Annotated in this window: 23 protein-coding genes; 13 read left to right on the top strand and 10 right to left on the bottom strand. The window is 68.6% G+C overall.

From position 1 onward, the window contains the following. Positions 1–94: 94 nt before the first annotated feature. The gene (locus AC1MBE_RS16590; protein ID WP_479779764.1) at positions 95–445 is read left to right on the top strand and encodes a hypothetical protein; all 351 of its coding nucleotides are present in this window, start codon (positions 95–97) and stop codon (positions 443–445) included. A 237-nt stretch (positions 446–682) separates the two neighbouring features. Beyond that, positions 683–1,111: an OsmC family protein gene (locus AC1MBE_RS16585; protein ID WP_479779762.1), complete on the top strand. Its 429-nt coding sequence runs from the start codon at positions 683–685 to the stop codon at positions 1,109–1,111. Positions 1,112–1,182: 71 nt separating this feature from the next. Here AC1MBE_RS16585 and AC1MBE_RS16580 read toward each other — a convergent pair whose 3' ends face one another. Then, positions 1,183–4,758: a S41 family peptidase gene (locus AC1MBE_RS16580; RefSeq protein ID WP_479779761.1), complete on the bottom strand. Its 3,576-nt coding sequence runs from the start codon at positions 4,756–4,758 to the stop codon at positions 1,183–1,185. 73 nt (positions 4,759–4,831) lie between these two features. Here AC1MBE_RS16580 and AC1MBE_RS16575 point away from each other — a divergent pair, with 73 nt between their 5' ends. Then, positions 4,832–5,725, top strand: coding sequence for a TIGR01777 family oxidoreductase (locus tag AC1MBE_RS16575; protein ID WP_479779759.1), 894 nt, complete (start codon positions 4,832–4,834; stop codon positions 5,723–5,725). A 73-nt stretch (positions 5,726–5,798) separates the two neighbouring features. Here AC1MBE_RS16575 and AC1MBE_RS16570 read toward each other — a convergent pair whose 3' ends face one another. Beyond that, positions 5,799–7,538 carry a serine/threonine-protein kinase gene (locus tag AC1MBE_RS16570; RefSeq protein WP_479779757.1) on the bottom strand — a complete coding sequence of 580 codons (1,740 nt, stop codon included), beginning with the start codon at positions 7,536–7,538 and terminating at the stop codon, positions 5,799–5,801. Positions 7,539–7,588: 50 nt separating this feature from the next. Here AC1MBE_RS16570 and lipB point away from each other — a divergent pair, with 50 nt between their 5' ends. The 4 genes from lipB to AC1MBE_RS16550 all read left to right on the top strand — a co-directional run bounded on the left by lipB (position 7,589) and on the right by AC1MBE_RS16550 (position 10,734). Beyond that, entirely contained in the window at positions 7,589–8,314 is a 726-nt protein-coding gene (lipB, locus tag AC1MBE_RS16565; RefSeq protein ID WP_479779755.1) for a lipoyl(octanoyl) transferase LipB, read from the top strand. After that, the gene (gene lipA, locus AC1MBE_RS16560; protein ID WP_479779753.1) at positions 8,311–9,318 is read left to right on the top strand and encodes a lipoyl synthase; all 1,008 of its coding nucleotides are present in this window, start codon (positions 8,311–8,313) and stop codon (positions 9,316–9,318) included. Before lipB ends, lipA begins: the two co-directional genes overlap by 4 nt. 89 nt (positions 9,319–9,407) lie before the next feature. Beyond that, positions 9,408–10,184, top strand: coding sequence for a DUF4191 domain-containing protein (locus AC1MBE_RS16555; protein ID WP_346959037.1), 777 nt, complete (start codon positions 9,408–9,410; stop codon positions 10,182–10,184). Between the two features lie 187 nt (positions 10,185–10,371). Further along, the gene (locus AC1MBE_RS16550; protein ID WP_479779752.1) at positions 10,372–10,734 is read left to right on the top strand and encodes a DUF3817 domain-containing protein; all 363 of its coding nucleotides are present in this window, start codon (positions 10,372–10,374) and stop codon (positions 10,732–10,734) included. A 151-nt stretch (positions 10,735–10,885) separates the two neighbouring features. Here AC1MBE_RS16550 and AC1MBE_RS16545 read toward each other — a convergent pair whose 3' ends face one another. Continuing rightward, complete coding sequence (locus AC1MBE_RS16545) at positions 10,886–11,323, bottom strand: RDD family protein (protein WP_479779751.1); 438 nt, start codon at positions 11,321–11,323, stop codon at positions 10,886–10,888. A 298-nt stretch (positions 11,324–11,621) separates the two neighbouring features. On the opposite strand from AC1MBE_RS16545, the gene glnA (AC1MBE_RS16540) reads away from it, so the two are divergent. The 3 genes from glnA (AC1MBE_RS16540) (at position 11,622) to AC1MBE_RS16530 (ending at position 14,001) form a co-directional block, all read left to right on the top strand. Then, positions 11,622–13,046 carry a type I glutamate--ammonia ligase gene (gene glnA, locus AC1MBE_RS16540; protein WP_138769611.1) on the top strand — a complete coding sequence of 475 codons (1,425 nt, stop codon included), beginning with the start codon at positions 11,622–11,624 and terminating at the stop codon, positions 13,044–13,046. Positions 13,047–13,479: 433 nt separating this feature from the next. Then, entirely contained in the window at positions 13,480–13,686 is a 207-nt protein-coding gene (locus tag AC1MBE_RS16535; protein WP_479779749.1) for a hypothetical protein, read from the top strand. Positions 13,687–13,707: 21 nt separating this feature from the next. Further along, positions 13,708–14,001 carry a DUF6221 family protein gene (locus AC1MBE_RS16530; RefSeq protein WP_479779747.1) on the top strand — a complete coding sequence of 98 codons (294 nt, stop codon included), beginning with the start codon at positions 13,708–13,710 and terminating at the stop codon, positions 13,999–14,001. Between the two features lie 64 nt (positions 14,002–14,065). Here AC1MBE_RS16530 and AC1MBE_RS16525 read toward each other — a convergent pair whose 3' ends face one another. From AC1MBE_RS16525 to glnA (AC1MBE_RS16505), 5 genes are all read right to left on the bottom strand, one after another. Beyond that, entirely contained in the window at positions 14,066–14,581 is a 516-nt protein-coding gene (locus AC1MBE_RS16525) for a GNAT family N-acetyltransferase (RefSeq protein ID WP_479779745.1), read from the bottom strand. A gap of 59 nt (positions 14,582–14,640) precedes the next feature. Then, positions 14,641–15,390 (bottom strand): amino acid ABC transporter ATP-binding protein, encoded by a 750-nt coding sequence (locus AC1MBE_RS16520; protein ID WP_479779743.1) that lies wholly within the window; start codon positions 15,388–15,390, stop codon positions 14,641–14,643. After that, entirely contained in the window at positions 15,387–16,844 is a 1,458-nt protein-coding gene (locus AC1MBE_RS16515; RefSeq protein ID WP_479782676.1) for an amino acid ABC transporter substrate-binding protein/permease, read from the bottom strand. The genes AC1MBE_RS16520 and AC1MBE_RS16515 overlap by 4 nt, the downstream gene beginning before the upstream one ends. 187 nt (positions 16,845–17,031) lie before the next feature. Beyond that, positions 17,032–20,043, bottom strand: coding sequence for a bifunctional [glutamine synthetase] adenylyltransferase/[glutamine synthetase]-adenylyl-L-tyrosine phosphorylase (locus AC1MBE_RS16510; protein ID WP_479779741.1), 3,012 nt, complete (start codon positions 20,041–20,043; stop codon positions 17,032–17,034). Positions 20,044–20,052: 9 nt separating this feature from the next. Beyond that, the gene (gene glnA, locus AC1MBE_RS16505) at positions 20,053–21,393 is read right to left on the bottom strand and encodes a type I glutamate--ammonia ligase (RefSeq protein ID WP_138769615.1); all 1,341 of its coding nucleotides are present in this window, start codon (positions 21,391–21,393) and stop codon (positions 20,053–20,055) included. Positions 21,394–21,667: 274 nt separating this feature from the next. Here glnA (AC1MBE_RS16505) and panB point away from each other — a divergent pair, with 274 nt between their 5' ends. Then, positions 21,668–22,636 carry a 3-methyl-2-oxobutanoate hydroxymethyltransferase gene (panB, locus tag AC1MBE_RS16500; protein WP_479779739.1) on the top strand — a complete coding sequence of 323 codons (969 nt, stop codon included), beginning with the start codon at positions 21,668–21,670 and terminating at the stop codon, positions 22,634–22,636. A gap of 12 nt (positions 22,637–22,648) precedes the next feature. Here the strand turns inward: panB and AC1MBE_RS16495 are convergent, their stop codons facing one another. Continuing rightward, entirely contained in the window at positions 22,649–22,813 is a 165-nt protein-coding gene (locus tag AC1MBE_RS16495) for an SPOR domain-containing protein (protein WP_346959047.1), read from the bottom strand. Positions 22,814–22,919: 106 nt separating this feature from the next. Between AC1MBE_RS16495 and map the strand changes: the two genes are divergently transcribed. Both map and ppgK read left to right on the top strand, forming a co-directional pair. Continuing rightward, positions 22,920–23,798, top strand: coding sequence for a type I methionyl aminopeptidase (map, locus tag AC1MBE_RS16490; protein ID WP_479779737.1), 879 nt, complete (start codon positions 22,920–22,922; stop codon positions 23,796–23,798). 62 nt (positions 23,799–23,860) lie between these two features. Next, positions 23,861–24,664, top strand: a complete 804-nt coding sequence (ppgK, locus tag AC1MBE_RS16485; RefSeq protein ID WP_346959049.1) for a polyphosphate--glucose phosphotransferase — start codon at positions 23,861–23,863, stop codon at positions 24,662–24,664. Between the two features lie 74 nt (positions 24,665–24,738). Here ppgK and nrdR read toward each other — a convergent pair whose 3' ends face one another. Further along, positions 24,739–25,230 (bottom strand): transcriptional regulator NrdR, encoded by a 492-nt coding sequence (nrdR, locus tag AC1MBE_RS16480; protein WP_479779735.1) that lies wholly within the window; start codon positions 25,228–25,230, stop codon positions 24,739–24,741. Between the last annotated feature and the right edge of the window lie 5 nt (positions 25,231–25,235).

Below are 25,235 nucleotides of genomic sequence, written 5' to 3'. Positions count from 1 at the left end.
GCTAGCTCATCCGAACGGGTGAGAGAAGGGCACCTCCCCGTTAGGGAAGGTGCCCTTCGCTATTTATGGACACTTTGTCGCTAAGCTAGGTCCCATGAACATCGTCTATAACATCATGGTTTTCCTGCACATCATCGGCGCCGCCATGATCGTGGGCATCTGGATTGTCCAGATGAAGCAGCCCACCGTCCACCCCCGCCAGTTCGACGGCGCTGCCCTGCAGCTCATCACCGGCATCGTGATGATGGGCCTGATTCCGGCTCTCGACATGGACGCCAACTACGCCAAGCTCGGCATCAAGTTCGCGATCGCCGCGGTGGTGGCCGTGCTCGCGTTTATCGGCAGCCGCAAGTACAAGAAGGACCAGCCGGTCAGCAAGGGCCTCGCCCATGCCGTAGGCGGCCTCGCGCTGCTCAACGTGGCCATCGCCACCCTCTGGCAGTAGGCACCGAAACCACAACGACGACGGCGACGCACCCCGCGCGGGTGCGTCGCCGTCGTCGTCAATCCCCACGGATTCGCGCCGGGCGCTCAGCCGGCAGACGGTGGAGCCGGTGGATTCCAGACAAATCCTCTGACAGCGGACACCGGGTGCGCCGGCGGGGCCCAATCCCTAGGATGGGAGGCGGCAGGATCCGCTTAACTGGCCGGATCGCTGATTCAACGACTCTAAGGAGTGGACATGGCAGCAACACGCACCGCACACACTGTATGGAACGGCGACCTGATGACGGGCGCCGGCAACACCACGCTGGACAGCTCCGGGCTCGGCAACTTCGACGTCACCTGGAAGGCGCGCGCGGAGGCCTCCGAGGGCAAGACCAGCCCCGAGGAACTGATCGCCGCCGCACACTCGGCGTGTTTCTCGATGGCGTTCAGCCTTGCCGTCGCCCAGGCCGGCCACTCGCCGGAGGAAGTCAACACCAAGGCGGACGTCACCTTCGTCCCCGGCACCGGCATCACGGACAGCCACCTCACCGTGGTCGCCAGGATCCCCGGCATCTCCGAAGAGGAGTTCCAGCGCATCGCCGAGGACGCCAAGACCGGCTGCCCGGTCTCGGCCGCCCTGGCCGGCATCAAGATCACCCTGGACGCCACGCTGGCCGCCTAACAGCCGGCAGCCTCTGACACAGCAAGGCCCCCGCCCCGGATTCTCCGGAGCGGGGGCCTTCGCCGTGTCCGCTAGTTGCCCGGCCGGCGGGCCGGCAGCGGGGCGGGCCGCACCGTGCGGTAGCCCTCGCGCAGCGGCGGGCGGTCGGTGGGAAGCTCCTGGATCATTTCCTTGAGCGCGCCGATGCCGTATTCCAGCTGCGGGTCTGACCCGGCCGCGTAGGCGTGCGGCGGGAATGCCACCTCGATGTCGGGGGCAACACCGTAGTTTTCGACGCCCCAGCCCACGCCGCCGGTGAACCAGGTGGCGTAGCGCGGCTGGGTCACCCCGGTGCCGTCCGCGAGGGCGAACCGGTTGTCGATGCCGACGACGCCGCCCCAGGTCCGGGTGCCGATGACCGGCCCGATCCCGCGCAGTTTGGAGACCTGGGTGATGATGTCGCCGTCGGAGCCGGCAAATTCATCGGTGAGGATGATGACCGGGCCGCGCGGCGCGTGGTGCGGATAGGTGCGCGGACGCTCGCCGCGCGGCATGCTCCAGCCGGTCACCTTCCGGCCGATCAGCTCCGCCACGAGCTGCGAGGTGTGGCCGCCACGGTTGCGGCGGACATCCACGATCAGGCCGTCAAGGGAGGTCTCGGTATCCAGGTCGCGGTGCAGCTGCGCCCAGCCGTTGGCCATCATGTCCGGGATGTGCAGGTAACCGAAGGTCCCCTGCGACGCTTCGCGCACGGTGCGGCGGTTCGCCGCGACCCATTCCTGGTAGCGCAGCCGCTCTTCGTCCTTGACCGGCACGACGGCGACGCGGCGCTGCTTCCGGGCGTCGGCACCATGCCCGGCGCCGTTGCGCAGGGTCAGCTCGACGGCGCGGCCGGCGGCTCCGGCCAGCTGAACCGCCGGGGTCAGCGACGCCGAGAGTTCGACGCCGTCGATGGCCAGCAGCACGTCGCCTGGCCGGGCGTCCACGCCCGGCCGGGTCAGCGGCGAGGTGGCCAGCGGGTCGGAGGATTCCCCGGCCAGGATGCGGGTGATTTCCCAGCCTTCCCCGGTGAATGCGAGGTCGGCGCCGAGGCGGCCCTGGCCGTTGCTGCCGTTCTCCGTCACCATGGCGGGGCGGACGTAGGCGTGCGAGGTTCCCAGCTCGCCGTGGAGTTCCCAGAGCAGGTCCACCAGGTCGTCGTGCGAGCCGAGCCGGTCCACGATCGGCCGGTAGCGGGCATGCACGGAATCCCAGTCCTGGCCGGCCATGTCCGCGGTCCAGAAGAAGTCGCGCTGCAGGCGCCAGGCCTCGTCGAAGGCCTGGCCCCAGACGCTGACCGGATCCAGCCGGACACGGATGCGGTTCAGGTCCACCTTTACCAGCTGCCCGGATTCCTCGTCGGCCTTCGACGCGGCGGGCGAGACGCGGATCTGCTTGTCCTGGAGCAGGACCACCTTTTCGCCGTCGCCGGTGAGCCGGTAGCTGTCCAGCGCGTCAACAATGGTGGTGGTGCGGCGCTTGGCCAGGTCGTAGCGGACCAGGCTCGGGGCCGCGTCCTTGTCCTCCAGGCTGGCCCGGCCGTCACCGGTCACGCCGGCCAGTTCGTGGTCGAGCCAGAGCAGGGCACCGGCGGTGGCGGCAAGGTGCGAGTAGTTGCCCTGCGGCACCGGGACGCTGATGACCCGGTGCGCGAGGCCCTCGGCGTCGACCTTGACCGTCACGGCGGTTTCCGCGCCGGCGTCCTCCGCGGCGGCGGCGGCGGCCGCGCTGTCTTCGGGGAGCGCGACGCTGGGGCCGAACGGGGACGGCGTGTCCGCGGCCAGGGCCACCAGGTAGGGCTTAATCGGGCTCGGGAAGGACAGGTCGAAGGAGTGTCCGTCGTAGACCGGGTCGAAGCTGCGGTTGGACAGGAACGCCAGGAATTTGCCGTCCGGGGTGAACGCGGGCGAATCGTCCCGGAAGCGGCCGTCGGTGACATCGATGATCGCGGCCCCGCCGTCCCGGTCCGCGGCCGGGGACTGCGTGGCCGCTCCGTCCGCGGAGATCCGGGCCAGCCGCAGGCGGGTGCGGGAACCGAAGGAGGTGACCGGCTCGGCCCAGCCCAGCCAGGCCGAGTCGGGCGACCAGGTGAAGCCGTCGATGCTGCCCTCGCCGATGCTGCTTAGCAGGGTCAGGGTGCCGGTTCGGCTGTCCGCGAGGTAGATATCGCCGAACGAGGTGCCGATGGCCAGCCAGTTGCCGTCCGGGCTGGCTTCCATGGCGCTGGCACGGCTCGGCTTCGGGAACTCGATCCGGGCCGTGTCCTTGGCGCCGGCGCGTTCCGGTGCGGGGCCGGCAGCGGAAGAACTGTTGTCTGCACCTTCGCCGGCGCCGGGCGCGGCATCTGCGGCGACGACGGCGGCCGGCGCGGGAACGGGGGCAGCGGCGGTGTCCGGCCGGGTCAGGGCGGCTGCCGAGACGGGGCTGGGCAGCGGCGTTCCGCCGTCGGGGTCCTGCGGGGCCTTACTGTTTGCCGGGGCGCCGGCTGCCGGCGCGGTGTTGTGCGGCTGGCCGGACCCGTGGCCGTCGTCGCCGTGCAGGGGCGCGGCGATGGACTTCAGGTAGAGCGCCTCGGCGCCCTCGTGGTCCGCGATGTAGGCGATCCGGCCGGCGCCGAAGGGGCGCGGCAGGCGTGCCCGGACGCCCGGGGTCGCCTCGAGGATGCGGGACGGTCCGTCCTTGTGCCGCAGCCAGTGCAGGGTGCCGTGGGCCTCCACGGCGCTGGAGTCGCCGGTGTGGTCCGGGATGACGTCGCCGAGGTGGCGAGAGGGCTTCAGCGCGGACGAACGCCGGGCCTGCGAAGCGGAACCCAGCGTGATGCCGAGTTTGACCGCGTCGGCGTCAAGCCCGGCGAGGAGCCAGAGTTCACCGGCGGATTCGAAGACCACCCGTTCGCCGTCGGTGGCCGCGTGCCGGACGTAGAAGTCCTCGTGGTCCGTGTGGCGGCGGAGTTCCGTGCCGTTGGGCAGCACGGAATAGAGGTTGCCGTAGCCCTCGTGGTCGGAGAGGAACGCGATCCGGCCCTGGACCCACATGGGGTCGGTGAGGTTGCCGTCGAGTTCGGGCGCGAGCCGCTCGAACTCACCGTTGCCGTCCGCGTCGATCCACAGCTTGCCGGCAGTGCCGCCGCGGTAGCGCTTCCACCAGGCCGGTTCGCGGGAGAGCACACTGGCCAGGACCACGGGGCGTTCGTCCCCGACGACGGTTCCGTAGGCCACCGACTCGACCGGACCGAACGGAAGTTCCTCGGCCCAGCCGCCGTCGACCGGGAGGCTGTAAGCGTGCGTGAGGCGGCTGTCCGCCTGCCGGAAGGCGCTCGTGACCACCACGTCGCCGTCCGGGGTGAAGCCCTTGACGCGGGTGGAGCTGTGGCCGAAGTAGCTGAGCTGGCGGTACCCGCCGCCGTTGACGTCCGCGGTGACGACCTCCGGTGCCGTGCCCTGGATGACCGTCCAGACCAGGCGCTGCCCGTCGGGGGTGAAACGGGGGTTGCGGGCGGGCAGCTGCAGCGAGGAAACCCGCCAGGCGCGGCCGCCGGCGAGGGGCGCGATCCAGACGTCGTCCTCGGCCACAAAGGTGACCAGATCGCCGTGCAGATGCGGGAAACGGAGGTAACTCGAAGAGGTCATCGTTTGATCATAGTCAAAACCGTCCCGGCGCCGGGGAGGTTTCCCTGCCGTGCCGGGCATGGTGAGATGGATCATGCGAATCCTAATTGCCGGCGCCTCCGGGCTGATCGGAACGGCCCTTTCCAGCACGCTGCGCGGCAGCGGCCACGACGTCGGCACGCTGGTCAGGCGGGCGCCCGCTTCGCCTAGCGAGTTCCAATGGAACCCGGCGGAGGGCAGCATCGACGAGACCGCACTGAAGGGGGCTGACGCCGTCATCAACCTCTCCGGCGCCGGCATCGGGGACCGGCCCTGGACCCGGTCCCGGATCAACGAACTCCGCAACTCACGCCTCGGGCCAACGCGGACCCTGGCGGCGGCCATGGGGCGTTTGGACACGCCGCCGGCGGTCTTCCTGAGCCAGTCGGGCTCCAACTACTACGGCAACGCCGGACTGGCGCAGCTCCGGGAGAACTCACCCGCCGGCAGCGGCGTGCTGGCCCGGATCTGCGCCGACTGGGAAGCAGCCGCGCACGAGGCACCGGCCGGCGTCCGGGTGGTCACTCCCCGCACCGGCGTCGTGTTGAGTCGCTCCGGCGGTGCACTGGGACGGCTGCTGCCGCTGCTGCGCCTGGGCGTTGGCGGCCCGCTGGGCAACGGCCGGCAGTATTGGCCGTGGATCACGCTGCCGGACGTGGCGGGCGCGTTCGAGTTCCTGCTGACCGCACCGCTGGCCGGCCCGGTCAATGTCTGCGCCCCGGAAAGCGCGGACGTGAACTCGCTGATCGCCCGGCTGGCCGAGGCACTCCACCGGCCGGCCCTGCTGCGGGTACCCGCTCCCGTGCTGCGCCTGGTGATGGGGCAACTGGCCAACGAACTGCTGCTCGCCAGCCAGCGGATGGAGCCCGCGGCCCTGGCCGGGGCCGGGTTCCAGTGGCAGCACCCCTCGCTGGCCAAGGCAGCGGCCTGGGTCGCGGACCGCAGCTAAGCGGTAAGCCCGGCTAAGCGGTACCGCGGCTAAGCAGCGCCGCGGCTAACGGGTACCGCGGGACGCCGTCGGGCTAGCTCCCGGCGGCGGGCAGGATCTCCTGGATCCGCCATTTGCCGTCCACCGGCACCAGCACCAGGCGAAGCGGCTGCTCGCCGACGGCGGCCGCTTCGGCGACCACTGCTCCCGTGGCGTCCCGTTCCCGGTAGGGCGGTGAGGCCACCCTGACCGAGACGACTGCCCGCGACGCGGTGCTTTCGGGCCGGCGCTGCACCAGGCTCAGGCGCGTTTCGAAGCCGTCCAGCACGTGTCCGGTCTCCGCCAGCCGGGAACCGACGCCGGCGTCCGCGGCGGCCGCCGGCGACGCCGGGGCGTTGACCTGGTCGAGCAGCCCCAGGTTTCCCGTGGAGAGCGCGTAGGAGCGCAAACCCGCGAGCCCGCGGACGGCGTCTTCCGGCTCCGCTGCGGCGAGCAGCTCCCGCAGTCCTGCCGGCACGGCCCCGGCCGTGCCGGGAACCGGCGTCGTGGCGGGAACCGGCGTCGTGGCGGGAACCGGCGTCGTGACGTGCCGGGCGGACGGTACGGACGACGGCCGGACCTCCGGCGCCCATTCCCCGGCAGCTAGCCTCCCGGCCAGCAGCAACGTCCCGAAGACACCTGCCGCCGCGACGCACACGGCCGTGACGAACGCTGCAGCTGCCCGCCGGACGCCCGGTGCACGGCAGATCGGGCCAGGGAAGCGCAGGCCACTGCGGGTCCGGCCACGGCCGGGGCCCGCGGCGTGCCGCGCACGGCGTCCTGCCGGGGCCGGATCCGCCGGGCCCGGGGGCGCACTTCGGCGCTTCCGGTTCCGGAGCCGTGCCGCCCGGCGTTCCCGCGCGCTGGCAGGAACGGAGCGCCGGGTCAGCAGCTGCGGCACCACGGTCGGATGCACGGAGACGGAGAGGTCCACGGGTGCCGGCGGCGCGCTGCGGAATATTGCGGCGGCGAGCTCCGCCGCGGAGGGCCGCTGGCGGCGGTCGGCACGCAGGCCCGCTTCGAGCGCATCGGCGAGCCCGGCCGGGACCGCCGGGACCAGCAGCGGCAGCGGCGGACGCTGCGGCTCCGGCTCGGGTGCCCGGCCGGTGAAGCAAAACCAGCCCAGTGCGGCCAGCGAGTAGACGTCGCGTTCGGGCTGGAGTCCGGCGCGGACCGCATCAACCGGGGAAGGGTCATGGAACCCGTCCGTGCCGGCCCGGCCGGACTCCTGCGGGTCCGCCAGCATCCGCGCCACGCCCAGGTCGGCCAGCAACGGCTTCCCCTGGGCAGTGAACAGCACGTTTCCCGGTGACACATCGCCGTGGGTGAAGCCCTTGGCGTGCAGGTAGGCCAGGGCCTGCGCGATCGGGGTCAGGATGGTGACGGCCTCCCCCGCCGCCAGGTTGCCGCGGGCCGAGAGGAGCTGCCCCAGCGATCCCCCGGCGGCGTAGTCCAGCACGAGCCCCAGCCCGGCGCCGCCGGTTGGGTAGCCCACCCGCAGCACCGCGTGCGCCTTGACCAGGTGCTCGTGGTCGAGGGCGGAGAGGATCCGCACCTCGCGCCGCACCGCCTCCTCGGCATCCGTGGCCCGCCCCGGCCCCGGCGGCGCCTCCCCCGGCGGCCCGATGAAACACTTCAGCGCGACGTCACGCCGCGTCATCCGGTCGGTGGCGAGCCAGACGGCGGCGGTGCCGCCGCGTCCCAGCAGCCGCCCGACGTCGTAACCGTCAACCTCCGGCACCGGTGCGGGATCAGATGCGGATTCGGCGGGCGCGGACCGTTCGTAATCATCCATGGTTCAGGAATAGCGGATCTGAGGCATCCCTGCAGAAGTTATCCACAGGCATGAGAGGTTCACCACAGAATCGGTGGGCCGGACAGCCGAGGACTAAGCTGGATGCCATGACTCTTGAGTTCTCCCAGCTGGGTCTCGCTCCGGACTTCGTCGACTACACCCGCGGCTGGGACATCCAGCGCGAACTCCACGGGAAAGTCCTCGCCGGAACCGCCCCCAGCACCGTCCTGCTGCTCGAACATTCCCCGGTCTACACCGCAGGTAAACGCACCGAGGACCACGAACGCCCCTTCGACGGGACCCCCGTTGTGCCCGTTGACCGCGGCGGAAAGCTGACCTGGCACGGCCCCGGACAGCTGGTGGGCTATCCCATCATCAAGCTGAAGAACCCGGCCGGCATCCGCGACTACGTCGAGCGCCTCGAGGCCGTCATCATCGCCGTCCTCGCCGATTACGGCATTGACGCCGTCCGGATCAAGGGCCGCGCCGGCGTCTGGATCGAACAGGATGAGAAGGGCCCGGCGCGCAAAATTGCCGCCATCGGCATCCGGGTCCACGAAGGCGTGACCATGCACGGCTTTGCCATCAACTGCAACAACGACCTCGCCCCCTACGGCCAGATCATTGCCTGCGGCATAACCGACGCCGGCGTCACCACGATCGCGCAGGAGACCGGCCGGGACGTCACCCCGGCGGACCTCGTGTCGCGGATCACCGAGGAACTGCGCAACAATGAAGAAGCCCTAGTTGCAACCCATGAAGGAGCCCTACTGTGACACTGGCACCAGAAGGCCGGAAGATGCTGCGCATTGAGCAGCGAAATGCGGCCACCCCGGTGGAACGGAAGCCCGAATGGATCAAGGCCAAAGTCCAGATGGGCCCGGAGTTCGTCCAGCTCAAGAACCTGGTTAAGAAGGAAGGCCTGCACACGGTGTGTGAAGAGGCCGGCTGCCCCAACATCTTCGAATGCTGGGAAGACAAGGAAGCCACCTTCCTGATCGGCGGCTCCGAATGCACCCGGCGCTGCGACTTCTGCCAGATCGACACCGGCAAGCCCTCCCCCGTGGACATGTTTGAGCCCACCAAAGTGGCCCGCTCGGTCCAGGCCATGCAGCTGCGCTACGCCACCGTCACCGGCGTGGCCCGCGACGACCTCGCCGACGAGGGCGTCTGGCTCTACGCCGAAACGGTCCGCAAGATCCACGAACTGAACCCGGGCACCGGCGTCGAGCTCCTGATCCCCGACTTCTCCGGCAAGCCCGAGCACATCGCCGCGATCTGCGATTCCAAGCCCGAGGTCTTCGCGCACAACGTCGAGACGGTGCCCCGGATCTTCAAGCGCATCCGCCCCGCCTTCCGCTACGAACGCTCCCTGGACGTCATCACGCAGGGCCGCAAGCTCGGCATGGTCACCAAGTCCAACCTGATCCTCGGCATGGGCGAAACCCGCGAAGAGATCTCCGAGGCCCTGCGCGACCTGCACGAGGCCGGCTGCGACCTGATCACCATCACCCAGTACCTGCGCCCGTCCGAACGGCACCTCCCGGTGGACCGCTGGGTCAAGCCGCAGGAATTCGTGGACCTGCAGCACGAAGCCGATGAGATCGGTTTCCTCGGCGTGATGTCCGGACCGCTGGTGCGCTCCTCCTACCGCGCCGGCCGGCTCTGGGCCACCGCGATGCGGAAGAAGGGCTGGGAAATCCCCGCCGCCCTCGCGCACATCGAAAGCTCCGGCAGCACCCGACAGGAAGCCAGCTCACTGCTCGCAGCGCACTCCTGAACCACCCGCACCCCCTTGCCGCCCAGGGCCGGCTCCGGAGCAATCCGGTGTCCGGCCCTGAGCCGTGCATCACGTAGAATTAAGGCACTATGGCGAATTCCCCTGACCCCCGCATGCCCAGCTCTTCAGCCCACGGCTCTTCTGCCGTTGAGCCGAAGCGTGGCCTTTTCTCCCGCAAGCCCAAGGAAGCAAAGGTCAAGAAGCCGAGCCGGCTGAAGCAGATCCGCGACGTCTTCCAGATGACCCGCCGGCACGATCCGATGGTGCCGTGGCTCATGCTGCTGGCCTTCCTCGGCGTCGTCGCCGTCAGCTTCCTGGTCGGGTTCCTGCTGGATAACTGGATCACCGGCCTGATCATCGGCATTCCGCTGGGCATCCTGGCCGCCACCCTGATCCTGTCCCGCCGCGCCGAGCGCGCAGCGTTCGCGCAGATCGAAAACCAGCCGGGCGCCTCGGGCGCCGCGCTGGGCACGCTGCGCCGCGGCTGGATCACCGAGGACCAGCCGGTCGCCGTGAACCCGCGCACCCAGGACGCCGTCTTCCGCGCCATCGGACGCCCCGGCGTCGTCCTGGTCAGCGAGGGCCCCAGCCACCGGGTCAAGCCCCTGCTCGACGGCGAACGCAAGCGCCTCGCCCGAATCCTGCCCAACGTCACCATCCACGTGATCGAGAGCGGCCGGGGTGAGGGCCAGGTGCCGATCAGCCAGGTCGCCAAGAAGATGGGCAAGATGAAGAACGAACTGACCAAGACCGAGGTCAGCACCGTTTCGAAGCGCATTTCCTCGCTCGGCAACCGCCTGCCGATCCCCAAGGGCATTGACCCGTACAAGGCCCGCCCGGACCGCAAGGCGGCCCGCGGCCGCTAGGTGCGGACCTTGGCAAGAAGCTTTCCGGGACGCCCCGGTTACCGGCAGCACGCCGGCAGCCGGGGCGTTCCGCTTTAACCCGCGCCGCCCCTAACGATCCGGCTAACGACGCCGACGCCGTGCGCCGGCGTCCGCGCACGCCGCCCTGACGACCCACACCCACGACCCACCCCGGAGGACTGCACCCATGAAATTTCCCTCGACGAACGCCGTGATCAGGATTTTCCGCACCCTGGCCGTAGCCGAGGCCTTCAGCTGGGCGGCGCTGCTGGTGGGGATGTTCCTCAAGTGGGTGCTCCGGACCACCGAACTGGGCGTCCAAATTGCCGGACCGGTGCACGGGGCGTTCTTCATCGGCTACGGCCTGGCCGCCCTGTCGCTATGGCGGCTGCAGCGCTGGCCCTTCCGGGTGGCGTTCTTCGCCGGGCTCGCCGCAGTCCTGCCGTTCGCCACCATCTGGTTCGAACGCTGGGCCGGACGCCGCGGCTACCTGGCGGTCCGGGCCGGCGGGGCAGAGCCGACCCGCGCGCAGGAGACGGCCGGGGTCTAGTTCCGCTGCCAGCGGGGTGCAGCAGGTCTTCGCTGCGCCCAGCTGACGCAAATGGCCGCTATCCGGGGAGGATTAGCGGCCATTCGTAGCAAATACCTGCGGCCGGGGCAAACTTCGGAGCTGCGAACGCCGCAGGCGCGTCCTGCAGCGGCTACATCCGGACGAGGACGGTATTCATGGCCTTGTCGTGCAGGCCGCGGTGGTCCGGGTCGAAGATGACGGCGGGGACCACCAGGCAGAGCAGCACGCTGCGGACCAGCGCCGGGAGCGGCCCGGCCGGACCGCCGTCGAGCCGGACGACGTGGATTCCCACGATGCGGTGGCCGATGCTGTAGCCCAGCGTTCCGACCAGCAGGGCCTGCTCGACGGCGAAGACCGCAAGGTTCGCCCAGGCGTTTCCGGCGAACGCGAAGTTGCTGATCAGGAGGGCAATCCCCCAGTCGATGCAGATGGCCAGGATCCGGCGGCCCGCGCGGGCGATGGAGCCCGGTCCTGACTCGGGCAGGCCCAGCCGCTCCCCCGGGTACTTGGAGATGCCGGACGTGTCCGGTCCGCTGAGCCAGGAGCCTATATCTTTGCGATCAACCACCCTCCAAGCCTATCGGCTCCGGGGCAGGGCGACGGGCTGTTCACAATATGGACGCTTCCCGGTCACAGGGCGGACCCGGATAGGCCACACTGTGGACAGCGACTAGCTTTAACACGTCAGCGCATTCTGTAACCTGCCTGAAACAAAGCGGACACCGTGGGGAAATCCCGTGTCCTTAGGGTGGTAACAGTTGCTAGCGGCATCGTGGGCGGGGTGGACACTGCGTTTTCCCCGCCGTTGGACTGCGCTGGACCACACGGCCTGACGGCCAGATCTTTCATATGCGTAAGGAGCATAGATGTTCAAGACTGCGGACGAAGTCCTCAAGTTCATCAAAGACGAAGACATCAAATTCGTTGATATCCGCTTCACCGACCTCCCGGGCGTTCAGCAGCACTTCAACGTCCCTGCCAAGAGCGTTGACGCGGACTTCTTCGTCAACGGCCAGCTCTTCGACGGATCGTCGATCCGTGGCTTCCAGGGCATCGCCGAGTCGGACATGCAGCTCATCCCGGACGTCACGACGGCGTTTGTTGACACCTTCCGCATCGAGAAGACGCTCGCGCTGAACTTCTCCATCGTGAACCCCCGCACGGGTGACCCGTACCACCGCGATCCCCGCGGCGTAGCCGAGAAGGCCGAGGCCTACCTGGCCTCCACCGGCATCGCAGACACCGCGTTCTTCGCCCCCGAGGCCGAGTTCTTCGTCTTCGACAACGTCCAGTACCAGTCCTCCCCGCAGGGCAGCTTCTACAAGATCGACTCCGAGGAAGCCCACTGGAACACCGGCCGCGAGGAAGAGGGCGGCAACCTCGGCTACAAGACCCCGGTCAAGGGCGGTTACTTCCCGGTCTCCCCGACCGACAAGCAGGCCGACCTGCGCGACGCCATGTGCATCGCCCTGGACGAGGCCGGCCTTGAGGTCGAGCGCAGCCACCACGAGGTCGGTTCCGCCGGCCAGGCCGAGATCAACTACAAGTTCACCACGCTGACCCACGCGGCTGATGACCTGCAGAAGTTCAAGTACGTCATCAAGAACACTGCCGACGCCTGGGGCAAGTCGGTGACCTTCATGCCGAAGCCGGTCTTCGGTGACAACGGCTCCGGCATGCACTGCCACCAGTCGCTGTGGAACGGCGGCGAGCCGCTGTTCTACGACGAGAAGGGCTACGCCGGCCTGTCCGACACCGCCCGCTGGTACATCGGCGGCCTGCTGAAGCACTCCTCCGCCGTCCTGGCCTTCACCAACCCGACGGTCAACTCCTACCGCCGCCTGGTCAAGGGCTTCGAAGCCCCGGTCAACATGGTCTACTCGCAGGGCAACCGCTCCGCCGGTATCCGCATTCCGATCACGGGCTCCAACCCAAAGGCCAAGCGCATCGAGTTCCGTGCGCCGGACCCCTCCTCCAACCCGTACCTGGCGTTCGCTGCCCAGCTGATGGCCGGCATCGACGGCATCCGCAACCGCATCGAACCACCGGCTCCGATCGACAAGGACCTCTACGAGCTCCCCGCCGAGGAAGCCAAGGACATCCCCAAGGCCCCGGGTACGCTCGAGGAAGCCCTGGAAGCCCTGGCCGAGGACAACGAGTTCCTGCAGGCCGGCGGCGTCTTCACCCAGGACCTGATCGACACCTGGATCGAGTACAAGTACGAGAACGAGATCCGCCCGCTCTCGCTGCGCCCGAACCCGTACGAGTTCGAGCTCTACTACGGCGTCTAGCCCATAGGCACAACGAAAGGCCGGCCCGGGGTTTCACCCCCTCGGGCCGGCCTTTTGTTGTGTCAGTATCCGCTTGGCCGGGCTATCCGGTCCGCGGGTCAGGCGGCGGCGTGCGGCACCTGCCGAGAATAACCCACCTTTGCCCCGCGTACGAGGCTACGCTTGGTCCTAGGAACTACATCGAGGAGCGGTGATGTCCCGGTTCCGAAGCTTTATACGCCAACACCTTGTGGCCGACGACCCGGCACCCGGTTACTCGCGCCTGGACCGCCTTGATGGCCTAGATGGCCTAGATGCATCATCGACCGGCCAGTCAATACCGGACAACGAAGCAGAAGCAGCCCCGTCATCCAGTCAGGCGGACTCCCAGGCCGCGGCTCTCGCCTCCATCGAAGAACGACTCACGGCCGATGAGAACGAATTTGCCGGCGGTGTGGCCGATCAGTCCGCCCGGGACAGGCGCTACCTCCTCGCCCTCGTCGAGGAGTGGCGGGCCCAGATTGAGCGGGTGGAGGAACTGGCGTCGTACCTGGACCGTCTGGCTCCCCATGACCGGCACTACTCCCGGCTCATCCGGGCAGCCCTCACCCCAGCGGATGACAATCGGCCCGAGGGTGGCGAAACCTCCCATCCGGCGTAGTGGCGTGGCACAATCCGTGGGGTGGATATTGTGGAGTTTCTGGAAGCTCGAATCGACGAAGAAGAAGCAGAGCTCCGGCACGCCCCGTTTCCGGACCACTCGGTGCCTCCCCCGCTCGCCGCGCCGATGCGCGCTGAGTGTGCCCAGAAGCGGGAGATCCTGGCGCGCTGGAAGCGGGCCGCCGAGGGCGCCGTTGACAGCACGGATGCCCCGGGTGAGCTGGCCATGGCCCGCCGCGCCATGCTCAACATCCTCGCCGCAGGCTATGAGGACCACCCGGACTTCGACCCGGAGTGGGCCGCAACCTTAACCTAAGGGGCGCCAGCTCCCCACGTGCATCCCACCCGCAACATCCCGGGCGGACCGTTCCGTGCGCCGGTCAGAACTCGCGGTACATGATCCGCTGCGGGCCGGCGTCCCCGCCCAGGTACTGCCCGCGGTCCTCGAAGCCGGCTTTGCGGTAGGCGGCCTGCCCGGCGGGATTGGCTTCGTTGACGGACAGGACGACGCCGCGCTGCTCGCCGCCGAGCGCGGCCGTCAACCGGGCGGCTTCCCGCACGGCGGCTGCCGCCGCGGCGGCGCCGAATCCCTTGCCCTGCTGCCTCCGGTCGACGAGGAAGCCGCGGAGCAGCCAGACGGAATCGTCGTCGTCCCAGCCGGCGGCGCGTGCCGCCCCGGCCTGCAACGTGGCGACGCCAACGGCCGAGCCGTTTGAATCCATCACATACGGGAAGCGGGAGTCCTCTTCGAGGCCCATCAGCATCATCCGCAGCGGATCACCGACGAACATCCGCTGCCCCTCGCCCAGCTCCAGCCCGGCGACCTCCCCCAGCTTGATGGCCCGGGCGTCGTCGTCGAGGTTCTTCAAGGCGATCAGCCACACGTGTTCAGACATGTCAGAAGCGTATCCAAAGCCGGGCTGCCCCGCTGTCCGGGCAGCCCGGCGGCAAACGCCTAGAGCACCTTGGAGAGGAACTCCCGGGTCCGGGGCTGCTGGGGGTTGCCGAACAGCTCCTCCGGGGCGCCCTGCTCGCAGATCACGCCGTCGGCCATGAACAGCACCCGGTCGGCCACTTCGCGGGCGAAGCCCATCTCGTGGGTGACCAGCACCATGGTCATGCCCTCGCGGGCGAGGTCCTTGATCACCTGCAGCACCTCGCCCACCATTTCCGGGTCCAGCGCGGATGTGGCCTCGTCGAAGAGCATGATGTCCGGGTTCATCGCCAGCGCCCGGGCAATGGCGACGCGCTGCTTCTGGCCGCCGGAGAGCGACGCGGGCCGGGCGTCCGCTTTCTCCGCGAGTCCCACGCGGTCCAGCAGTTTCAGGGCGCTGGCCCGTGCTTCGTCCTTGCCCTGCTTCTTGGACTCCACCGGCGCCAGCATGATGTTCTCGATCACGGACATGTGCGGGAACAGGTTGAAGTGCTGGAAGACCATGCCGATGTGCCGGCGGACCTCGTTGATGTCCACCTTGGGGTCGGTCACGTCGAAGCCGTCCACCGTGACGTGGCCGGCGGTGATGTCCTCGAGTTTGTTCAGGCAGCGCAGGAAGGTGGACTTCCCGGAGCCGGAGGGGCCGATCACGCAGACCACCTCGCCTTCGGCGACCTCGGCGTTGATGCCCTTGAGGACCTCGTTGGAGCCGAAGGACTTCTTCAGTTCCCGGACGGAAATTTTGCTCGGTGCAGTGACTGCCGTGCTCATTTGTTGAACCTCTTATCCGCAACGTTGGCCAGCTTGGTCAGCAGCATGATCACCACGAAGTACAGGACCGCGACGATCAGCAGGGTTTCGGTGATCCGGAAGTTCCCGGCGTAGATCTGCTGGCCCTGGTAGAGCAGTTCGGCGAAGCCGATGGCGAGCAGCAGCGAGCTGTCCTTGAGCATGATGATGAGCTGGTTGATCAGGGACGGCGTCATGATCTTGAACGCCTGCGGGACCACGACTTTTTGCATGGACTTGGAGTAGCCCAGGCCCAGGCTGCGGCTGGCTTCGAGCTGGCCGGGGTCCACGGATTGGATGGAGCCACGCACGATTTCGGTGATGTAGGCGCCGGCATTGAGGCTCAGCGTCAGCACGCCGGCCACCCAGATGTCGATCGGCTGGCCGGTCAGCTGCGGGATGCCGAAGTAGAAGAAGAAGGCCCAGACCAGCAGCGGGGTTCCGCGGAAGATGCTGACGAAGGTGGTGGCGATCCCGCGCAGCAGCGCGCTGGTGGAGATCTTCAGGAACCCCATGAACAGGCCGATCAGCATGGCGAGGGCGAAGGAGATCGCGGTGACCAGCACGGTGTTCCCGAGCCCCTTCATCAGGGCGGGGAAGCTGTTGGCCAGCAGGTCCCAGAAGCTGGACGTTGCGGCCTGCGTGGGATCCTTGAGGTATTTGTCCAGGATCTCCTGGTATTTGCCGCTGGACTTCAGCTCCGCCAGGCCGGTGTTGAACGCCTTGAGCAGTTCGGGGTTCTTGCCCTTGTTGACGGCGAAGCCGTAGGAGCCGCCCTTTTCCTTCTCGGACACGGCCTTGAGGCCGTTGTTCTGGCTGATGCCGTAGGCCAGCACCGGGTAGTCGTCAAAGACGGCGACGGCGTTCCCGGACTTGACGAGTTCGTACATGGTGGCGGACTGGTCCAGGGACTTGACCGTGAAGCCGTACTTGCCAGCGATCGACTTGGCGAACGTTTCGCCCTCGCTGCCGGTCTTGGCGGTGACGGTCTTGCCCCGCAGGTCCTCGTAGCCCTTGATCTCCGTGTTGGACTTGGCAACGGCCATCTGGACGCCGGACTCGAAGTAGGGGTCGGAGAAGTCGTAGATCTTCTTGCGCGGTTCCGTGATGGACATGCCGGCGATCACGCCGTCCACCTGGTTGGAGGACAGCGCCTGCAGGGCCGCGTTGAAGCCGAGCGACTTGATCTCGACGGCGAAGCCCTGGTTCTTGGCGATCTCGCGGATCAGGTCCATGTCGATGCCGGTCAGCTCACCGCCGGCGTCACGGAACTCGAACGGGGCGAACGTGGTGTCGGTGCCGATGACGAAGGTTTTTCCGGTCAGGCTCGACGGCGCGGCGGCCGGATGCGCTGCACCGGCGGACCGGAGCGTCGCGCCTGCGGCGGGGGGCGCGTCCGCGGGGGCCGCGGCGGCGCCTGTGGCACCGAGGAGCATGGCGGCGAAGGCCAGCAACGCTCCGATGACCGTGGCCGTCCGCGGCCGGGCGGCCCCGGTCTGCTGGAGTCTGGGCAAGGTAAACAACCCCTAGGTAAGTGCGGTAGCCGGCCCCGGGGACCGGCAAAGTACCCCTCGAGGCTACCCGCATTTGCCCGCTGGCACCCGGCGGGGCCGGACGGCCCGGCTATTGGCCGTAAAAGACGCGCTCGAAGACGGCGCGGGCCCGCCGGCTGAGCCGCAGGTAGTCCTCCTCAAGTTCGGCGGCGTTCCCGTGGCCGTAACCGCACCAGCGAGCCACGGCTTCCAGGTCGCGGCGTGAGGAGGGCAGCAGGTCCGAGGCGCGCCCCGTCCAGATCACGTTGGCCGAGCGGATCCTGCTTGCGAGCCGCCAGGCCCGCAGCAGCAGCACCACTTCCCCGGCCTCCAGCAATTCCAGGCTGGCTGCCGCTTCAAGGGCCTGGACGGTGGAGGTGGTCCGCAGTTCCGGATGCCGGCCGGCGTGCCGCAGCTGCAGCAGCTGGGCGAGCCATTCGACGTCGCTCAGGCCGCCGCGGCCCAGTTTCAGGTGCCGTGCCGGGTCCGCGCCGCGGGGCAGCCGCTCGGATTCCATCCGGGCCTTGATGCGCCTGACCTCGCGGAGGTCCTGGTCCGCCACGGAGTCCGGGTAGCGGATGGGATCGATCAGCGCCAGGAAGTCGGCGGCGAGTTCGTCGTCGCCGGCCATCGGCCGGGCCCGCAGCAGCGCCTGGGCCTCCCAGATCAGGGACCAGCGGCGGTAGTACTCGGCGTAGGACTCCAGCGACCGCACCATCGGCCCGTTTTTGCCCTCCGGGCGCAGGTCCACGTCCACCATCAGCACCCGTTCGGCGAGGATCGCGGGTTTCAGCGGCTGGGTCAGCAGGCTGGAGAGTTTGCCGACGATCCGGGCGGCCTGCTGCTGAGCCTCGTCCTCAGGTACCCCGGGCAGGCCGCGGTGGACGTACATGACGTCGGCGTCGGAGCCGTAGCCGATTTCCCGGCCGCCCTGCCGTCCCATCGCCACCACCAGGACCTTGGTCTTGAGCGGATCCCGGGCTGTGACCACCGTCTCGGCCACCCGGAGCGCGCCGAGCATGGCGGCGCGGTCCGTGTCGGCCAGGGCAGCACCCACCTGGTCCTGGTCCAGCAGTCCGGCGCTGTCCGCGATGGCGATCCGCAGGATCTCGCGCCGCCGGATCAGCCGGATCAGGCGCATGGCGCTTTCCGGGTCCGCGTGCCGGGACATTTTGGAGGTGATTTCCAGCCACTGCGCCTCATAGCTGAGCGGGACCAGGTCCTTGTCCGAGCCGAGCCACGCCACCGATTCCGGCGAGACCTCCAGCAGGTCCGAGATGAGCCTGGAGTTGGAGAGCACGTGGCAGAGCCGCTCGGCTGCCGCCGTCGAATCCCGCAGCAGGCCGAGGTACCAGTGCGTGGTGCCCAGGGCCTCGCTGACCCGGCGGAACGCGAGCAGCCCGCCGTCGGGGTCCACGCCGTCGGCGAGCCAGCCGAGCAGGATCGGCAGCAGCTGGCGCTGCAGCGCGGCGCGCCGGCTGACCCCGCCGGTGAGCGACTCGATGTGCCGCATGGCGCCGGGCGGATCCAGGTAGCCGAGCGCGGCGAGCCGGCCCTGCGCGGCCTCGGGCGTGAGCTTGGCTTCCTCGCTGCTCAGCGCGGCGGCGGTGTTCAGCAGGGGCCGGTAGAAGATGCGTTCGTGCAGTTCCCGCACCGAGCGCTTGGTCTGGCGCCAGGCCTTCAGCAGCGCATCGGGGTGTGGGCGTTCGTCAGAGAACGGGCCCAGCACGGCTTTGGCCAGGGAGCGCAAGGAGGCTTCCTTGACCGGCATCAGGTGGGTGCGGCGCAGCTGGAAGAGCTGGATCCGGTGCTCGAGCAGCCGCAGGTACCGGTAGTCGCGGTCGAATTCCTTGGCGTCGGAGCGTCCGATGTAACCGCCGGCGGAGAGGGCCGCGATCGCCGAGGTGGTGTCCCGGCAACGCAGCGTTTCATCCGATTTGCCGTGCACCAGCTGGAGCAGCTGGACGGTGAATTCGACGTCGCGCAGGCCGCCGCGGCCCAGTTTGATCTGCCGCTGCTCCTCCTCGGCCGGGATGTGTTCGGTGACCCGGCGGCGCATCGAGCGCACCGATTCGACGAAGCCTTCGCGGCCCGCGGAGGACCAGATCAGCGGCGCGACGGCGGCCTCGTAGCGGGCGCCGAGCGCGGCGTCGCCGGCGATGGTGCGGGCCTTCAGCAGCGCCTGGAATTCCCAGCTCTCGGCCCAGCGCGCGTAGTAGCTCTCATGCGAGGCCAGGGTGCGCACCAGCGGCCCGGACTTCCCCTCGGGGCGGAGGTTCGCGTCAACCTCCCAGAGCCCCGGCTCGCGGCTGGTGGACATGATGGCGCGTGAAATCCCCGAGGCCAGGGCGGTGCCGATGGTGTTCGCCCGGGAGTCCTCCAGCGCCCCGGGGTCGATCACGTAGATCACGTCGACGTCGGAGATGTAGTTCAGTTCGCGGGCGCCGCATTTGCCCATCCCGATCACGGCCAGTCCGACGTCGGCGACGTCCGCGGCGCTGAACTGCTCCGCCGCTTCGGCCCGGGACACCGCGAGGGCGGCTTCGACCGCGGCGCCGGCCAGGTCCGCCAGTTCGGCCCCGACGGAGGGCATGAAGTCCAGCGGGTCGGCGGCGCAGAGGTCCTTGATGGCGAGCTCCACCAGGCCCCGCCGGTACGCGGCGCGCAGCGCCGCGTAGCCCTCCTGCCCGGTCAGCGCCGCGACCGGGCGGGCGGCCTTCGGGTCGGCGCGGACGGACTGCAGCAGCCGGGTTCGCAACTCACCGGCGTCGGCGGCCTGCGGCTCCGGGCTGGCGGTCGCGTGGAAGGCGTCCAGGTGTTCCGGGTGCCGGATGAGGAATTCGCCCAGCGCCTCGGACGCGCCCAGCACCCGGTACAGCGGTTCGCTCCGGTCCGGTTCGGCCGCGGCCAGCTTGCGCAGGTCCGGGTGCTTCTCAATCAGCCGGACAAGGGACTGCAGCGCGGTGTCCGGGTTGGCGGCGAGCTGCAGCCCGGCGAAGAGAGCGTCCTCATCCAGGCCCGCCAGTTCCGGGGCAGCGAGGAACCGCTCGCCCTTGTCGAGGTCGTTGAAACCTGCGGCGATGAGGCGCCGTGCCAGGCTCACCGCAACCGCCTAAAGGATGGCCAGGTTGCGCTGCAGCTCGTAGGGCGTCACCTGGAGGCGGTAGTCCTGCCACTCGGCACGCTTGTTGCGCAGGAAGTGCTCGAAGACCTGCTCGCCCAGGATCTGCGGCATCAGCTCGGAATCCTCCATGGTGCGGATCGCGTCGTGCAGGCTGGCCGGCAGCGGGTCGTGGCCCATGGCGCGGCGCTCGGCCGAGCTCAGCGACCAGATGTCGTCCTCGGCGGCGGCGGGCAGCTGGTAGCCCTCCTCGATGCCCTTCAGCCCGGCGCCCAGCAGCACGGCGTAGGCGAGGTACGGGTTGGCGGCGGAATCGATGCCGCGGTACTCGATCCGCGCGGACTGGCCCTTGCCGGGCTTGTAGAGCGGAACCCGGACCAGGGCCGAGCGGTTGTTGTGGCCCCAGCTCAGGTAGCTGGGGGCTTCTCCCCCGCCCCAGAGGCGTTTGTAGGAGTTCACGAACTGGTTGGTCACAGCGGTGAACTCGGGGGCGTGCTTGAGGATGCCGGCGATGAACTGCCGGGCAGTTTCGGAGAGCTGGAACTCCGCTCCGGCCTCGTAGAAGGCGTTGGTGTCGCCCTCGAACAGCGAGAAGTGGGTGTGCATGCCGGACCCGGGATGCGCGGTGAACGGCTTCGGCATAAAGGTCGCGTAGGTCCCCTGCTGCAGCGCGACCTCCTTGATCACGGTGCGGAAGGTCATGATGTTGTCCGCGGTCTGCAGGGCGTCCGCGTAGCGCAGGTCGATCTCATTCTGGCCGGGGCCGGCCTCGTGGTGGCTGAACTCAACGGAGATACCCACGGATTCCAGCATGGTCACGGCGGTCCGCCGGAAGTCCTGCGCCACGCCGCCGGGCACATGGTCGAAGTAGCCGCCCTCGTCCACCGGAACCGGCGCACCGTCCGGGCCGGGCTGCTGGGACTTGAGCAGGTAGAACTCGATTTCGGGGTGGGTGTAGCAGGTGAAACCCATGTCCGCGGCCTTGGCGAGGTTGCGCTTGAGGACGTTGCGCGGATCCGCCGCGGAGGGCTCGCCGTCGGGCGTCAGGATGTCGCAGAACATCCGCGAGGTCGCTTCCGTCTCGCCGCGCCACGGCAGGATCTGGAAGGTGGAGGGGTCCGGCTGGGCCAGCATGTCGGATTCGAAGACGCGGGCCAAGCCCTCGATTGAGGAGCCGTCGAAGCCCAGGCCCTCCTCGAAGGCGCCTTCCACTTCGGCGGGGGCGAGCGCCACAGACTTCAGCGATCCCACGACGTCGGTGAACCACAGACGCACAAAGCGCACGTCACGCTCTTCGATCGTCCGCAGGACAAACTCTTGCTGGCGGTCCATGGTGCCTCTTTCCGGGTTTACGTCCGTGCCCCGGACCCGTCCCGACTACTCGTCTTGGCTGGCGCCCGCAGCTGCTCTCGAATCACTCTACTAAGCATTTGAGGCGATTGCTGGCGTAGCGCACCGGCGTAACACGCCGTTAACACAATGGCCGCCGGAGCGGCGTTCCGGAGGCTCCCCGGCCCTGCCAAGGGACCTGGTTTGTTACGGCATTCACCGGACGGCCGGGCCCGCCCGGTAGCTAGGACCCCGGGTATCGCACTACGCTCGTGGCATGGCCCCCAGCAACAGCCCCGAATCCAGCATGTCCGCAGAACTCGCCGCCCCCTACGGCAACGGCCCCGCATCCGGCGTCCCGGCGGAGTCCGGCGCAGCCCAGGTTCCGGCGTCGGACAGCGCCAAAGACAGCGGTGCCAAGGACGGCAGTGCCAAGGAGAGCGCCAAGCCCGTCGCCCGGATCCGCACCCACCACCTGCGGCAGGCCAAACTCAACGGTGAGCGCTTCGCCATGCTGACGGCCTACGACCAGTACACCGCGGAGATCTTCGATGCGGCCGGCATCGAGGTGCTGCTGGTGGGAGACTCCGCCTCCAATAACGTGTTCGGCAACGAAACGAGCCTGCCCGTCACCGTGGACGAGCTCATCCCGCTGTGCCGGGCGGTGACGCGGTCCGCGCGGCGCGCGCTGGTGGTGGCCGACCTGCCGTTCGGCAGCTACGAGGTGTCTGCCCAGCAGGCGGTCGCGACAGGCGTGCGGTTCCTCAAGGAGGGGCTCGCACACGCGGTCAAGATTGAGGGCGGCAAGTTCTACGCGGACACTGTCCGGGCCATGGTCCAGGCCGGCATCCCGGTGATGGCGCACATCGGCTTCACCCCGCAAAGCGAACACGCCCTCGGCGGCTACCGGGTCCAGGGCCGCGGCGACGACGCCCAGCGGCTGATCGACGACGCCGTCGCCCTGGCCGACGCCGGTGCGTTCTGCGTGCTGATGGAGATGGTTCCGGCGCCGACGGCGGCTGCCGTGGACGCCGCCGTCGAGGTCCCCACCATCGGTATCGGGGCCGGGAACGCGACCACCGGCCAGGTGCTGGTCTGGCAGGACATGGCCGGGCTGCGCGGCGGGAAGATGGCCAAGTTCGTCAAGCAGTACGCGGACCTGCGGACCACGCTGAGCGACGCCGCGAAAGCCTATGGCGACGACGTCCGCTCAGGCCATTTCCCCGGCCCGGAGCACTCTTTCTAGCCGGAGTCTCCGCTAGTCCTCGTCGCCCTTTTCCCAGGCCTCGTTGCGGGCCTTGACCTTTTCAAGGGCGTGTTCGGCTTCCTCGCGGGTCTTGTAGGGGCCGATCAGCTGGCTCCAGTCGGACATCGCGTCTTCCTCGATCTCGTGGGTGTTGACGTTGTACCAGTATTCGGTCATCGGTGGTCCTTTCGGGTGTGCCCGCCGGTTGCTTTCGACTGTCTTTTCCGGCTGTATTTTCCGCTGTATTTTCCGGGCTGCGCCCGGGGGCTTATAGAATCAATCTATGCCTTCCCTCACCTCGACTGCACCCATCGGCACCCTTGTCCCGGGAACAGTCAGCCCCCAGCTTGCCGTGCCGGCGTCCATCCCGCGCCCCGAATACGTCGGCAAGCCCGCACCGGCCAAGTTCACCGGCTCAGAGGTCAAGTCCGCAGAGACCATCGAGAAGATCCGGATCGCCTCGCGGATTGCAGCGCAGGCGATCGTCGAGGTCGGCAAGCACATTGCCCCCGGCGTCACCACGGACCAGCTGGACAAGGTGGGGCATGAGTTCCTCCTCGACCACCAGGCGTACCCGTCCACCCTGGGCTACCGCGGCTTCCCCAAATCCCTGTGCTCCTCGCTCAACGAAGTCATCTGCCACGGCATCCCGGACAGCACCGTGGTCCAGGACGGCGACATCCTCAACATCGACATCACGGCGTTCATCGGCGGCGTGCACGGCGACACCAACTACACCTTCCTGGTGGGCGACGTCGACGAGGAGTCCCGGCTGCTGGTCGAACGCACCGAAGAGTCGCTGCGCCGCGCCATCCGGGCGGTGGCCCCGGGCCGCGAAATCAACGTAATCGGGCGGACCATCGAGTCCTACGCCAAGCGCTTCGGCTACGGCGTCGTCCGGGACTTTACCGGCCACGGCGTCGGCGAGGCTTTCCACACCGGCCTCATCATCCCGCACTACGACGCCGCACCGGCGTACAACACCGTCATTGAGGCCGGCATGGTCTTCACGATCGAGCCCATGCTGACGCTGGGCACGGTCGAGTGGGACATGTGGGCTGACGACTGGACGGTCGTGACGCGTGACCGCAAACGGACTGCGCAGTTCGAGCACACGCTGCTGGTCACGGAGTCCGGCGCCGAGGTCCTGACCCTCCCCTGATCCCCGCAACACCCGCAAAATACCCGAAGACCCACCCCGCCCCTGCCACGAACGGAAGCCCATTGGCCAAGAAGGACGAGAAGTCGAAGAAGAACGCACCGCTGATCGGCATCGACATCGGTGGCACCGGCATTAAGGGCGGCATCGTCGACTTGAAGAAGGGCAAGCTGGTGGGCGACCGGCTCCGCGTCCCCACCCCGCAGCCGTCCACCCCGGAAGCCGTCGCTGAAGTTGTCGCGCAGGTCGTCACGGAGCTCTCCAAGCGTCCCGACGCCCCGGCTCCCGACTCCCCGGTCGGCGTGACCTTCCCGGGCATCATCCAGCACGGCGTCGTGCACTCGACGGCGAACGTGGACAACTCCTGGCTGAACCTGGACATCGATGCCCTGCTGACGGCGCGCCTCGGCCGCCCGGTTGAGGTTATCAACGACGCCGACGCCGCCGGCCTGGCCGAAGCCCGCTACGGTGCCGGCGAAGGGATCTCGGGCACCGTCCTGGTCATTACGCTGGGCACCGGCATCGGCTCCGCCTTCATCTTCGACGGCAAACTCGTCCCGAACGCCGAACTGGGCCACCTCGAAATCGACGGCTTCGACGCCGAAAGCAAGGCCTCCGCCGTCGCCCGTGAGCGGGACGGCCTGAGCTGGGCCGAATACAGCGTGCTGCTGCAGCGCTACTTCTCCCACGTCGAGTTCCTCTTCTCACCGGAACTGTTCATCGTGGGCGGCGGCATCTCCAAGCGCGCCGACGAGTACCTGCCCCACATGTCGCTGCGCACGCCCATTGTTCCGGCCGAGCTGAAGAACGACGCCGGCATCGTGGGCGCGGCGATCGAGGTCGCCCTGACGCACAAACTGGCCAAGTAGCCCCGCACGCAAGACTTGGAGCCGGTGGTGGCCGCGGCTTCCCCTCCGCTGCCACCACCGGAGCTTGGCTGAGCCTAGAGCGGGCTCTTCTGCGAGTTCTTGCCTTCGCGCCCCTTGGTCTCCGCCTCGTGGCGGAGCAAGGCGATGGCGGACTCGAAGTCTTCCAGCGATTCAAAGGCCTGGTACACGCTGGCAAAGCGCAGGTAGGCCACCTCATCGAGGCGCTGGAGGGGGTTGAGGATGGCGAGGCCCACCTCGTGGGCGTCGATCTCTGCGGCGCCGGAGGCCCGGATGGTCTCTTCGACTTCCTGCGCCAGCATGGCCAGGTCGTCTTCCGTGACGGGGCGGCCCTGGCAGGCCTTCCGCACGCCGTTGATGACCTTGCTGCGGCTGAACGGCTCGCCGACGCCGGAGCGCTTGATGACGGTGAGGCTGGTGGTTTCCACGGTGGTGAACCGGCGCCCGCATTCGGGGCACTGCCGGCGGCGCCGGATGGCGGAACCGTCGTCGGCGATGCGGCTGTCCACCACGCGCGAATCAGGGTTACGACAGAACGGGCAATACACGTCGG

The sequence above is a fragment of the Arthrobacter sp. BG5 genome, from assembly GCF_056680155.1.
This window is presented reverse-complemented; position numbering and strand designations above follow the sequence as displayed.